We start from the raw sequence: 12,684 nt of genomic DNA, 5'->3' as shown, positions 1-12,684 counted from the left end.
GGCTCAACGGTTATCTATCCGGGTGTTGATCCGGGGTTTGAGGGCATGGAGGCAGGCAGGGACCAGCTGACATCTCGCAGGGTTGAACCCTGGACCGCGATGCTGAAGTGCCCTGCAAAGTTTTCCTGTGCTGCCCCAGATCCTGATGGTCCACCGGCGCCACTGGCGCCACTTCCGGAACCGGTCGCTGAGGCAGGGCTGGAACTTACAGCCGGCGCACAAGGCCCCACGGCTAGGCCGCTGGTATCCGAGTCACACGAGAAGTAAGCGCTACTTCCAACAGGGAGGCTGGGCACAGCCATGGCCGCGGGATTTACTGCCCCGGATGATCTAGGCACCGCCCCTGAAGCCAAGTATTGCGCCAGAGAGCCAAGACCCCCTGACACGGACAATTTTAGTCCTGAACGCTCTGTTCCAAGCAGCTGAGCTCCGAGAGGCGCCTTCGCGCCTAAGGACTTCTCTGTGCCGTCAGCAGCAGACGTTGCATTGCCAGGAGTGGCGGAGGTCCCGCTCTGTTCAAGGTCCGCGCCCGGGGTTGCAGGCGTGATGGGCGTGCCCGGCACTACCGATCCGGGGGCGCCGGGAGTCCCCGGAGTGCCGGGCTTTACCGGGGGCAGAACTTGATCAATGACATCCTTCACACCGTCGCCCACAGGTACAACAGTCCCTGTGACGCCGTCAACAACCGGCTTCAAGGTCCCGGTCACCGGGGCAACAACGGGAGCCAAAACCTGCACTACCGGAGCCGTGACGTGGTCAACGGTGCCAAGTACAGGCGCAGTAATTGAGTCCACAACGTTGACCATTGGCGGAACCACGGAGGTGGTGAGGTTCCGAACCGGGGCAATAACTTTTTCCACCACGGGAATCGATGAGGCCGTCTGTTCAGCCCTGTCGGTGATTCCCGAAACAGGTGCAACAACCTTGGAAACGGTGTTGTTCCCGACAATGTCCTTGACAACGGGAACCTGCGAAACGCTCTTATCCACCACGTTAACCACGGGGGAGAGAATTCCTGAGATCAACCCCTTGCCCTTGGCCGGAGACTGGTCGGAGGATGCCGGAGCATCCGGAGCATCGGGAGCAGCAAACGCTCCTGATGACCCTAGAAAGAAGAAAAGAGCGGCGAACAACGCCACTCCAAAAGCTATACGCACCAGGCGCACTGGGGTGCCGTCAAGCATCAGCGACTTGGCGTCAGTATGCACAGCATTCACCCCCAGTGAAGAAAGTACTACGAGACCGTTTTGCTCCAGATGACCCTTCAAGGTGTCACCAGTCACAATAACTACTACAAACAGTACGTTGCCCGGCCTGCAAACTCCAGCAAAAACGAAATAATCATCTTTGCTACGTTTGCGGACCGGGCACCGAAGTGTTCAACTATCCAGGATGTGAGCCTCAGCCGAGGACGGATGCTCCGCGCGAGAGCTCAACCATGTCCTCGCGCGGAACAACCTTCACGCGTTCGCGCTGCACCGGTCCGGCCTCGGATGCCGCTGCACCGAGCGCCTTTTCATGGGCGTCGAGCTCCAACCAGCCCTCCCAGGAAGTGAATTTCACTCCGCGTGAATCAAGCAGCTCCACAATTGATTCCGGGGCAGCAGACGTAGCCAGGGGCAGAGAGTCGCGGTCGGAAAGTAGGTGCGTGATGGTTTCCAGGGCGTCGCCCTTGGTACTGCCAATCAGACCCACCGGTCCGCGCTTGATCCAGCCGGTCGCGTAGACACCCGGCACGTGGGTTCCGTCGGCGTCCAGAACCCGGCCAGCCTCGTTCGTGACAACGCCGCGCTGGTGGTCAAAGCCAACGTCAGGCAAGGCGGAACCGAAGTAGCCCACCGAGCGGTACACGGCCTGGACCGGGTAGTCAATGAACTCGCCCGTGCCGCGGGCATTGCCTGTGCCATCGAGCTCGGTGCGCTCGAACTTGATACCCGTGACCACGCCGTCTTGACCGGTAACCTCTACGGGGTTGTGCAGGAAGTGCAAGTGGAGACGGCGGGAGGCACCCGTGGTGGGGTCAGCGGCGTCGTCCTCCTGCTCAACCAGCCAGTTGGTGAGCGTATTGACCATGGTCTTGACCTGGTTGTTGGTCTTGACGGCGTTATCCGAGGCCTCGTCGAAGTCGAAGTCCTCCTCATACAGGACAATGTCCACATCACGGGAATGCGAAAGCTCACGCAATTCCATGGGCGTGAACTTCACCTGTGCCGGGCCGCGGCGCCCGAAGATGTGCACATCCGTGACGGGTGAGGATTTCAGACCCTGGTAAACGTTGTCCGGGATTTCCGTGACGAGCATGTCATCGGCATGCTTGGACAACACGCGCGCCACATCGAGGGCCACATTGCCGTTACCAATCACGGCAATTTCCTTGGCGGTCAGCGGCCATTCGCGGGAGACGTCGGGGTGACCGTCATACCAGGAGACGAAATCAGCGCCGCCGTAGGAGCCCTCCAGCTCAATGCCGGGGATGTTCAGGTCCGCATCGTTGATGGCGCCGGTGGCGAAGATGACGGCGTCGTAGTGCTTTTGCAGGTCCTCCAGCGCAAGGTCAGTGCCGTAGTCAACATTGCCGAAGAAGCGGATATCCCCGCGGTCCAGCACCTTGTAGAGTGCGTTCACAATGCCTTTGATGCGCGGATGATCCGGCGCTACGCCATAGCGAATCAGTCCGTACGGGGCGGGGTAGCGGTCAAAAAGGTCAATGCTGACAACCAACCCTTCCTTCACTTCAGTGCTCTTAGTCAGCATGTCCGCTGCGTAGACACCGGCCGGACCGGACCCGATGACGGCAATACGCAGCGGTCGCTCGGCAGTTCCTGGCGCAGCTGAAGTGTGTGATGACACGGAGGTGCTCATTTCTATATTTTCAAAAAGGGCTTATGGATAAGTCTAAGAGAGAGAACTGATAGTTTCCCGCGTGCCGTAATTGGCGGTGGCCAATTCAATGGGCGCCAGTGGGCTGACCCGCACCACATCACCAACGACGACGACCGCTGGGTTGCGTACCCGGCCCGCCTGGGCGAGAGCCACGATGGTGCCCAGGGTGCCGATGGTGACCCGCTGATTTTTGGCGTATCCATTCTCAATGATGGCGACGGGGCAGTCCGGCCCGCGTCCAGCAGCTTCGAGAAGGGGGATGGACCGGTTCAAGGTGCCAACACCCATCAGAAGGACTACCGTATGATCACTGCCCTGCGGAACGTTTTCCAGTTCCTCATGACCGCTGATCATGGTGAATGCTTTGGCCAGGCCACGGTGTGTGACGGGGATACCAGCGGCTGCGGGAACGCTGACGGCGCTTGTGACACCGGGGACAACTTGAACATCAACACCGTTTTCACGGCAGGCGATGGCTTCCTCACCACCGCGGCCCAGCACGTAGGGATCCCCGCCCTTGAGCCGGACCACCCTGTTGCCCGCCTGCGCCTCCCGGACCAGGATCGCATTGATTTCGCTTTGCGTTACGGGGTGGTGGCCGGGTGTTTTACCAACCTCTATGATTTTGACGTCATCACTGAGGGTGCTCAGCAGGCCGCGCGGGCCGAGCCTGTCAGCAACCACCACGTCCGCCTCGGCCAGGAGCCGCCGGCCACGGACAGTGATGAGATCTTCTGCTCCGGGGCCGCCACCAACAAGGGCAACCGAGCCGCGCTGGCCGGCAGTCCGGTAACGCCGCAGGGGCAGTTCACCAATTTCCAACGCCGCTGAAATGGCGTTGCGGATGGCCACTGCCCGCAGCGGGTCTCCCCCAGCGTTGACGGCAACCTTGATGTCCTCAACAGTAGCCACGGCAGGTGTCCATGCCGCGGATTCTTGCGCATTTGAGTGGTTCACGCACCAGGTGCGGTTCGCTTCGGCGTCGAGAGCCACACGGGAGTCCACGGCGCTGTTGTTAGTGGCGGCCACAACATACCAAGCCTGTGTCATGTCAGTGCTTTCATAACCGCGGGCATGCCAGCGCAGCAGCCCGGCATCCGCCAGCTCCTGCGCCGGGACGCTGAGAACCGGGGCAACCAGCGTCACTTGGGCTCCGGCGTCTAGCAGGGCCTTGGCGCGGCGGGCCGCAACGGTGCCGCCGCCCACCACCAGGACGGGACGGCCCAGCAGCCTCAATGAGGTGGGGAAGAGATCAACAATAGCCATGACACAAAACCTTAGAGAGGAGCGATATTTGCACACAAGGAACGCGTTACACCTGTTCACGTGGAGTCACGGGAGGACACATTTTACGTAGTGTCAGGGGCTCAACAAAACAGCTCCGCTCCGGGGTCAGGCTAGCGGGTGCTCCCTGCGAGGAGGCCGCGTCCGCGCAGCAACCGCTTTTCCACGGGGGCAAAGATCAACAGTTCAACGGCGATGCCCACGAACAAAATGATCAAGATTGCGGACATCACGATCCCCATGTCAGAAAGCTGCCTGCCCTGCTCAAGGAGCGAGCCGAGGCCGAATCCCAAAGAGCCGCCCATGGCGATGATCTCCGCTGCCATGAGCGAGCGCCAGGAGAATGCCCAGCCCTGTTTCAATCCGCCCACATAGCCGGGCAGTGCTGCCGGGAGTACCACGTTCACAGCCATTTCCCACCGTGAGGCACCCAGAATCTGGCCCACGCGGCGGTATTGCGGCGGGATTTGGTCCACGCCGGCGATGAGCCCGTTGATGATGGAGGGGATGGCGCCCATGAACATGACGAAGTAGACGGTGGCATCAGTCAGCCCGAACCAGATGATGGCGGCCGGCACCCACGCCACGGAGGGCAGCACCTGCAGCCCTGAAATCAGCGGGCCAAAAGCGCGACGCAACAGCTTCACTTGGGAGAGCAGCAGGCCAATCGGTGTGGCCACCACAATGCTGATGGTGAAGCCCATGATGCCGCGCTGCAATGAGGTCCACACCGCTTCCTGCGCGGTTCCGTTCTGCCACAACGCACCGAGTGAGCCCAGCACATCCAGCGGTCCAGGTACCAAATCCCGGCGTCGCAGGCCCAGCGAAACATAAAACTGCCACGCCAGCAACACCACAATAAAGGCGGCCAACGGCAATAGCACGCGGGAGAAATCGAACCCTCTCCGCTCAACTGACTCTGATTGCAGCGAATCCAGCCCCGCTTCGAGGGAGCGCATCTCCTCTTCAGTACCACTTTTTATCAACGGTGACGTTACTGTTTCAGGCATGTTTACGGATCTCCTGGCGTAATCGGGCGGTGATGTCCGCGGTCAGCTCTCCGGCCGCGCCTGCATCCGTTCGGTGTTCCTCGGAGACGTTCCACTGCGCAACCACCTTGCCGGGCCGGGAGGAGAGCAGTAGCACGCGCTGCCCCAACCGCACGGCTTCGCGGACGTTGTGGGTGACAAAAATGATGGTGCGCCCGGTTTCCTTCCAGACCCGTTCCAGCTCATTGTGCAGCAGGTCCCGGGTGATGGCGTCCAGTGCGGCAAAAGGCTCATCCATCAGCAGCAGTGGCTTGTCCTGCGCCAGCGCCCTGGCCAGCGCCACACGTTGACGCATACCGCCAGAGAGCTCATGCGGACGCTTGGCCACCGAATGGCTCAGATTCACCAGCTCCAGCAACTCCGCCGCGCGGATCCTGCGTTCAGCCCGGCCCACACCGCGCAGCTTCAGCGCCAGTTCAACGTTTCCGCGTGCACTGAGCCACGGGAACAGGGCCGAGTCCTGAAACATGAACGCCGCCCCGTCCTCGGGCACTTCCAAGGCGCCGGCGCTAGGTACGTCCAGACCTGAAATGATGTTCAGCAGGGTCGATTTCCCACAGCCCGACGCGCCCAGCAGTGCCACAAACTCGCCTTGGCCCACTGTCGCGTTCACGTTATCAAGCACCGGCGCGCCGTCCCCAAAGCGCTTGCCCAGGTTTTCCAGGACGACGGCGGGTGCCCGGTTTGCGCCGCCGGCCTCCCGTGTACTGGGCGTGCCAGTCGTGGCGTCAGCAATCAGTAGCTCTGTCATTGTGTTCCTAATCCTGCCGCCGTGACGGGTTGTCCGCCGGCTGCTTTGAGTGCTTTGTTCAACAACGTCAGCTCGAAGAGGCCTTTGAGGTCAGCCGGCTTGGAAACACCAACACTGACCCCGTGGTCCAGCAGCGTGGGGAATGTGGCCGCCAAAGGATCCGCAGTGAATGTCAGTTCCGAGAGGGACCGGGCAATCACCTTGTTTTCCAAAGGCTTTCCAATGGCCACCTTCAGCGCCTCGTTGATGACGGTGCCAGACTCGGTTGGGTGCTCATCGAGCCATTTGAGAGATTCCATATGTCCCCTCAGCAACGCCTCCACCGTTTGCGGGTGTGCTTCTAGGAATGTTTTATTGACGGCGAGCACGGTGGTGCTGAACTCGCCGTTGTCCCAGAGGTCAGCCTCATTGACTAGGACTTTGGCCCCTGCCTGGAGCACCATGCGGGAGGTCCAGGGCTCGGCGACCCATGCGCCGTCGACCTTGCCCTCCTGGAAAAGCTGCAATGTTTGGGCATTGGTGGTGGGGTTGATGGTGACGTCACCGCCGCCTGTGGTGTTGGTACTCAGCCCCCGCTCTCCCAGCCATTTGCGTAGCGCCACATCCTGGGTTCCGCCTAGTTGCGGGGTGGCGATGGTTTTCCCGCGCAGCTGTGCAACATCGGTAATGTCCGCCCGGACCACAAATTGGGCTCCACCCGAGGCGGCACCGGCAATGATGCGGATTGATTCGCCACCGCTTTGCACAAAGGAGTTCAGTGCGGGATTAGGGCCAAGGTAGGTGGCGTCGATGGCGCCTGCGTTGAGCGCCTCAACCGTGGCAGGGCCAGTGGTGAAGACCTGCGTTTTCAGTTGTGTTGCACCCAAATCTTTGGCGAAGATACCTTTTTGCACACCCACCAGTGCCGGTCCGTGGGTGATGTTGCCAAAGTAGCCAAGCTTGACGACGGCCGCCGGCGCGGTTTCCGGGACGAGCGCAGCAGAATCGGTGCCCTTGGCGTGCACGCTGGCCACGGCCGCCCCTGCCCCGATCAAGGCAATGAGTGCAGCGAGAACAAAAACTTCCACTCCGCGAAGCTTGTGCTGGGGCTTCTCACCGGCAACGATGCGCCGCAGCCGCAGCACGGGAACGTTGTGCACGGAATCGGGGCTCTGCGGTTTTTCAGGGCGGTTGCTTGCCGTCATGGGACAGATCCTTCGCATGGGTGGGGTGGCAGCCGGGAAGACTCTCCTGCCGGTCGTCATGGTTAAACGTTAGGGACTGCCGGTGCGCCGGTTCAATGACGGGACTCCTTGGGTCATACAAGGTCATTGAGCGTCATAAAATGTTGGTAGCCGACGGGCCTGGCTGCCCGTGTTCAGCCCATGCCTGCGGCAGATACCGCGGGCTGGCCATTCTTCTCCAGTATCCGGTTCAGCGGATGCAGCTCGAAGATGCCTGACAGGTTCGCTGGCTTGCCAACCCCCGCATTTACCCCGTCAGCCAACAGTTTGGGGAACGTGCCGGCCTGCGGATCGGCGGAGAACGAAAGTCCCGCCAGGGAACGGTCCAGGACGTCACTGGGCAGTTCTTTCCCAGCTGCCGATTTCAGCGCCGCATTGACTGCCGTGGCGGCATCTTTTGGATGAGTGTTGAGCCAGTCGATGGCCTCGGTGTTGCCGGCCAGCAGGGCCTCAACAGTTTGTGGATGCTCTACCAGGAACTGCTTGCTAACGATCAAAATGGTGGTGGCGAACTTACCCTGGTCCCACAAGTTCGCTTCATTGACGAGCACTCTTGCCCCGGCCTGGAGCACTAGGCGCGAGGCCCACGGCTCAGGCAACCAGGCACCGTCGAGCTTCCCCTCTTGGAAAAGTTTCAAGGTGCTGGCATTGTCGGTGGGGTTAATGGTGACATCACCCCCACCGCTGGGCGTGGTGGCCATGCCTTGGCCGGCCAGCCACGAGCGCAGCGCAACGTCCTGAGTGCCGCCTAGTTGCGGGGTGGCTAGGACCTTCCCGCGCAACTGCGCCGCCGAGGTGATGGCGGGTTTGACCACAAGTTGGGCACCACCGCTCGTGGCGCCGGCGATGATGCGGATGGACTCGCCGCCGCTTGTGACGAAGGAGTTGATGGCCGGGTTGGGGCCCAGGTAGGCGGCGTCGATGGCCCCGGCGTTCAGGGCTTCGATCGCTGAAGGGCCAGCATTGAAGACCTGGGTTTCCAACGTTGTGGCCCCGAGGTGTCTTGCGAGAATGCCGTTGTTGACCCCGATCAGGGCTGGAGCGTGGGTGACGTTTGCGAAGTACCCGAGCCGGAGGCTGGCGGCGGGACCAGCTACGGCGTGCCCATCGTTGGCGTAGTTGGTGGCGGTGTTGGTGCCCGCGCTCCCTGCCGCGATGGCCGCACCAGCGCTGATCAAGGCAATCAGTGCGGCAAGGACCACGATTTCCACCTTGCGCAACTTGTGGCGAGTTTTTTGACCGGCCACGATGCGGATGGTTTTCAGCTCTGGAGCGGCTGTGGACTCCGGTGGAGTGGCGGGGATTCTCGTCATGGATCAAGGCTAGGGAAGGCGCCAGTCACCCACAATGATGCTGACGTGCTGCGTCACGCACAGTCATTCCACGTCACAAATTGGTGCACCCTCGGCTACGCGATTCCCCAGCATGACGAAACGTTCAGTCACTCCCGGGGCGAAGCTTACGCAGCCGCGAGCGCAGTTTCCTTTCCCTGTTGATATCACTACCAACCTCTTTAGTGGCATCAACGTAGGATTCTCCCAACGTTTCCAGAAGGAGGTCATCAGCCACACGGACTTGTCCCGGTGAGAACCTGTATTCCATGATTCTGGCAACCCGGTCCGGATCCATTGAGCTGAACCATTCCTCCGCAGCGTTGACGGTGTCGATCCCGTTGACGCCAAGAACACGGACCATCCAGTCGTACTGATTTTCTTTGCTGGTGCGGTATTGGGGGAATGCGCGGGCCAACACGCTTTGGAGGGATCCGGCGTCAAGCAGCTTGGTTTCTTGGGCAGCATCAGTGGCACTTTCGACCTGCAACCGTTTCAGGATGTCGCTAATGTTCACAAATTGTTGGTCCGCCAGCTCAATGAGTGTGGAGGCCATGGTGAAGGCTCGGCTGATTTCGGCGTTGTCACCGCTTGATCCCTTGAAACGGATATCGTGTTCAAACTCCGCCCAGGCATGTTGGAGTACCGTGCGGATCTGCACCTCAAAACGCTGACCGGTGTACTCTTGGCAACCGTTGGGTGGGTTGTGGGCCGGCACTTCAAGTGTCAGGTGGCGTCCTGCGTAGCCAATGCCGCCGTTCTTGCGCATCATGGCGGTTTTGTCTTCATCGTCATGGCAGATGAACTGGCTAGAGAGTGCGATCGCCACAGCGTCAATGTCCGATTCCACGAAGAGGATGACACGGACACCGATCAAGTCATCGAGCTTTGCCAGGCCGCCAGGGTATTTCAACAAGCCGTCATGGTCGCGACGGGTCATCTTCTCGGCTGCAGACTCGGCTGACTTCACTCTGAACTGCACGTCGTGGTGGTTGAGCCCATCGTCATGGAGCCTGCCCACAATCGTGTTGCGAATGGCCTGCGCGGCGTCTTCCAACGCGGTTTTTTGTGCAGATCTTTCTACAAATACCTGGTCCAAGTGAACGATTGCCTGCCCCATAATTGCAACTCATTTCTTCCAGCGCCCTGTAGCTACAACTCTACGCACGGCCCGGGCCAATGTCTCCCCTGCGACCATCACAATACGGCTGGCGGTGCGGTTTATGTCACGGCTCGCCTTGGTGGCGCATCGAGTCTAGAGCCGGTTCACGGGATCCAGAACCCGACTGTGCACAGTAGCCGGGTCTCATCATCGGCACCGTCCGGTGGATCAATCGCTGGCGGAAATACCCCGAAGCTACGCCATTGTTCCGCGTTGGGCACAACGTGTTCATTCATCCCCGCAATCAGCTCGGGGGACAAATGGAACGGGATTGAAAGGTGTTTGGCAATAAGCCACGCTTGAAAACCCCGATACATTGCCAGGTGTGCGAAGCCCTCCTTTGCAGGGTAGTCGCCGTACTGAAAACGGAAGATTGCTTCCCCATCGACGCCCGCTTGAACAGCGGCCGTTGCGGCGTCGTTCAGCGTGTCATAAGCAGCGATCGGGTCATCCCCAAGGAGATCGCGGTCGCGCAGCTCATCCCCGTCCGCAACCGAAGCACCGGCAATCACTGCGGGAACCCAGGCCTCGTCGTAGGCGTGAGCCCTGAGGATGTCCAGGATGGTGGGATTGGCACTTTGCGTCCATCCGGCGGGAACCGGCTTATCAAAATCCTCTGGGGCGATGCGGTCAATGACGCTTCGAAGTGCGGCGTCAGTGGCGAGGAATAGCTGATCGGTTTCCATGTGGGGAGCCTACTCTGCGGCAGCAACATTTGCCACGAAAATGCCACTGCTCCTCCGGCTGAACGCAACCCGACGAGGACGCCATCCGCCTCGAGACCGGCACCTTTAGCTCGGGAGTTCTCTACCTCACCAGCAGTTGCCCCAGCTCTTGGGTGCAACGAGTCAGCGCCACATAGAGTCCGTTCCACCCGCGCGGCGCAGCGGCAATGCTTGGCGCGTCAATGAGCAACGTGGCATCCCATTCCAGCCCCTTGGCATCAGTCGCGGAGAGCACTGGGGTGCCGGGCAGGGCCTCCCGCAAAGCTGGCAAGCGTTCCAGGGGCGCAATCACACCGACCATCCCGCCCTCCCAGCGTGCTGAAAGTTGCTCGACGGCGCGTACTGCTTCAGCGGCCAGCTCATCTTCGCTGACGGAGCGTTCCCACGGCTCAATGCCAGCAGCGCGAACGGCGCGAGGAGGCTCATTTTGGCTGCCGGCGTTGCGAAGTACTGCGCCGGTGAGAGCCATGACCTCCAGAGGCGTGCGGTAACAGATGGTCAACTGCGCCTCGGTCCACCTTTCACCGAAGGCAGCACTGACCGCTTCTTGCCAGGTGGCGTGTCGGTGGGGCGCCTCGGCTTGGTCGATGTCGCCAACAGCGGTGATCGATCGGGAAGGGCAGCGGCGCATGACCATTTGCCACTGCATCTCCGAAAGCTCTTGGGCCTCGTCAATGACAATGTGGCCGTAGACCCAGTCCCTTTGTGCGCCAGCACGATCGCTCATAAATTCGCCCTGCCCATTGTTGGGGATGACATCGCCCAACAAATCAGCCAACGCATCATACAAGGGCAGATCACTGCTGGCCCACGTCTGTGGCTCGCCGACGATCAATCCCCGTTCGGCATCGGTAAGCTCCGGCACCCACTGCTCCAGCAGTGCCTCATCGCCTAAGAGCCGGCGCAGTTCGGCCGTCGTATCGAGTGTTGGCCACCACCGCTGAAGCGTTGCGTTCACGCCGTCATCATCCGCGATCCTCTCACGGAGGAGGTCAATGTCTTCCTCGGTGAGCATCCCGTCGACGTCAGTGCCTGTTGCCCCGGAGCGCACAGCGCGATTATCGGTGTGGGTGAAGACGGCATCGAAGTCGCTGAGCAGGTCCTCAAGCCCGTCTTCAACCTGTGCCATCGTCGCTTCGCTGCGTGCCACGACGGCATCGGTGAGTTGGTCCTGGACCTGCTGGATGAACACTGCGCGCGCACCATGGTAAGAGCGTCCCGAGGTTGCCGAGGCAACGGTCCGGACGATCTGCGCTTCATCAATCGTGTACCGTTCCCCTTCCCACAGCAGTTCGACGCCGGCTGGTTGCGGCAGGCGCGATGCGCAATACCGGGCGAGCCCCTGCTGCCATAGCGCCCTGCCCTTGATCTCTGCAACCTCACGCTGTTCCGAACGCTCCACACTGATGCCAGGAACCAGGGTGTCGCAGGTCGCCGAGACTATTGCAGTCTCCCCCAGCGCCGGCAGTACCTGGGCAATGTAGTCCAGAAAACGAGGTGACGGTCCCATCACCAAGACGCCCTGCGCGGCGAGCTTGGGATACGTGAAAAGTAGGTACGCCACCCGGTGCAAGGCCACCACGGTTTTTCCGGTGCCCGGTCCGCCCTGGACAACCAGCGGGCCGCGGGAATCCGCGCGAACCACATCGTCTTGCTCACGCTGCAACGTTGCCGCTGCTGTACTCATCTGGCCCGTGCGCCGCTCACCGAGGGCGGCGAGCAGGGCCCCCTCACCCACCAGTTCACTGGCCCTGGAACCATCCAGCGGCTCGTCATCAAAGCTGATGACCTTGCGCCCTTGGGTGCGTATATGGCGACGGCGGGCCTGGCCTTGCGGGTCCACCGGCGTGGCCGTGTAGAAGGCTCGTGCGGCCGGTGCACGCCAGTCGATGACGAGAGGATCGCCGTCGTCGCTGGGGCTGGGAATACCCACGCGCCCCAGATGGCGCACTGTCTCATCGAGTGCATCGATCCGGCCGAAGATCAAACCTTGCTCCGCGTGCTGGAGTTCCGCACGGCGGCGGATCAGCATGCGCATCCGGGCCTGCTCAACGGCGTCCTGCGCCGGGGTGGCGAGCTCCGCCTCAAGGCGCTCAAGTATCCCGTCGCGGCGGGCGAAGGCCTCGTCGAGGATGAGCTGTTCCTCCGCTGCGGTTCCTATGTGCGCTGCGGCGTCATCTGTAACAAGTGTGGTCACGTTATTAAAGGGCACTTACACTCTTTCACTACGTAGAACTGTTCTCGCTTACGAGGCAACACCAATACCTACGAAAATA

The 12,684-nt window shown here is 61.0% G+C and carries 10 protein-coding genes; all 10 read right to left on the bottom strand.

Going from position 1 to position 12,684, the window contains the following annotated elements; translation table 11 throughout:
- Positions 1–14 precede the first annotated feature (14 nt).
- Positions 15–1,283: a hypothetical protein gene (locus RY113_RS14945; protein WP_315915206.1), complete on the bottom strand. Its 1,269-nt coding sequence runs from the start codon at positions 1,281–1,283 to the stop codon at positions 15–17.
- Positions 1,284–1,401: 118 nt separating this feature from the next.
- A complete protein-coding gene (locus RY113_RS14940; protein ID WP_179442487.1) occupies positions 1,402–2,862 on the bottom strand; it encodes an FAD-dependent oxidoreductase in 1,461 nt (486 codons plus the stop codon).
- Positions 2,863–2,895: 33 nt separating this feature from the next.
- The gene (cobA, locus tag RY113_RS14935) at positions 2,896–4,149 is read right to left on the bottom strand and encodes a uroporphyrinogen-III C-methyltransferase (protein WP_110105454.1); all 1,254 of its coding nucleotides are present in this window, start codon (positions 4,147–4,149) and stop codon (positions 2,896–2,898) included.
- A 131-nt stretch (positions 4,150–4,280) separates the two neighbouring features.
- Positions 4,281–5,177, bottom strand: a complete 897-nt coding sequence (locus tag RY113_RS14930) for an ABC transporter permease (protein WP_110105453.1) — start codon at positions 5,175–5,177, stop codon at positions 4,281–4,283.
- Positions 5,170–5,967 (bottom strand): ABC transporter ATP-binding protein, encoded by a 798-nt coding sequence (locus RY113_RS14925; RefSeq protein ID WP_315915205.1) that lies wholly within the window; start codon positions 5,965–5,967, stop codon positions 5,170–5,172. Before RY113_RS14925 ends, RY113_RS14930 begins: the two co-directional genes overlap by 8 nt.
- The gene (locus RY113_RS14920) at positions 5,964–7,151 is read right to left on the bottom strand and encodes an ABC transporter substrate-binding protein (protein ID WP_315915204.1); all 1,188 of its coding nucleotides are present in this window, start codon (positions 7,149–7,151) and stop codon (positions 5,964–5,966) included. The genes RY113_RS14925 and RY113_RS14920 overlap by 4 nt, the downstream gene beginning before the upstream one ends.
- 173 nt (positions 7,152–7,324) lie before the next feature.
- Positions 7,325–8,503 carry an ABC transporter substrate-binding protein gene (locus RY113_RS14915; protein WP_315915203.1) on the bottom strand — a complete coding sequence of 393 codons (1,179 nt, stop codon included), beginning with the start codon at positions 8,501–8,503 and terminating at the stop codon, positions 7,325–7,327.
- A gap of 124 nt (positions 8,504–8,627) precedes the next feature.
- Positions 8,628–9,641, bottom strand: a complete 1,014-nt coding sequence (locus tag RY113_RS14910) for a GTP pyrophosphokinase family protein (RefSeq protein ID WP_110105449.1) — start codon at positions 9,639–9,641, stop codon at positions 8,628–8,630.
- A gap of 146 nt (positions 9,642–9,787) precedes the next feature.
- Entirely contained in the window at positions 9,788–10,369 is a 582-nt protein-coding gene (locus RY113_RS14905; protein ID WP_110105448.1) for a hypothetical protein, read from the bottom strand.
- A 121-nt stretch (positions 10,370–10,490) separates the two neighbouring features.
- The gene (locus RY113_RS14900; protein ID WP_315915202.1) at positions 10,491–12,620 is read right to left on the bottom strand and encodes a UvrD-helicase domain-containing protein; all 2,130 of its coding nucleotides are present in this window, start codon (positions 12,618–12,620) and stop codon (positions 10,491–10,493) included.
- Positions 12,621–12,684 lie beyond the last annotated feature (64 nt).

Source organism: Arthrobacter sp. lap29 (assembly GCF_032458965.1).
Lineage (GTDB): Bacteria > Actinomycetota > Actinomycetes > Actinomycetales > Micrococcaceae > Specibacter > Specibacter psychrochitiniphilus.
The sequence above is the reverse complement of the archived record's forward strand: the minus strand, read 5'-3'. Positions and strand labels throughout refer to the sequence as shown.

Coding starts and splice junctions, on each gene's coding strand:
- RY113_RS14920 (WP_315915204.1), bottom strand. CDS start 7,151: ATGACGGCAAGCAACCGCCCTGAAAAACCGCAGAGCCCCGATTCCGTG.
- RY113_RS14925 (WP_315915205.1), bottom strand. CDS start 5,967: ATGACAGAGCTACTGATTGCTGACGCCACGACTGGCACGCCCAGTACA.
- RY113_RS14940 (WP_179442487.1), bottom strand. CDS start 2,862: ATGAGCACCTCCGTGTCATCACACACTTCAGCTGCGCCAGGAACTGCC.
- RY113_RS14930 (WP_110105453.1), bottom strand. CDS start 5,177: ATGCCTGAAACAGTAACGTCACCGTTGATAAAAAGTGGTACTGAAGAG.
- RY113_RS14915 (WP_315915203.1), bottom strand. CDS start 8,503: ATGACGAGAATCCCCGCCACTCCACCGGAGTCCACAGCCGCTCCAGAG.
- RY113_RS14910 (WP_110105449.1), bottom strand. CDS start 9,641: ATGGGGCAGGCAATCGTTCACTTGGACCAGGTATTTGTAGAAAGATCT.
- cobA (WP_110105454.1), bottom strand. CDS start 4,149: ATGGCTATTGTTGATCTCTTCCCCACCTCATTGAGGCTGCTGGGCCGT.
- RY113_RS14905 (WP_110105448.1), bottom strand. CDS start 10,369: ATGGAAACCGATCAGCTATTCCTCGCCACTGACGCCGCACTTCGAAGC.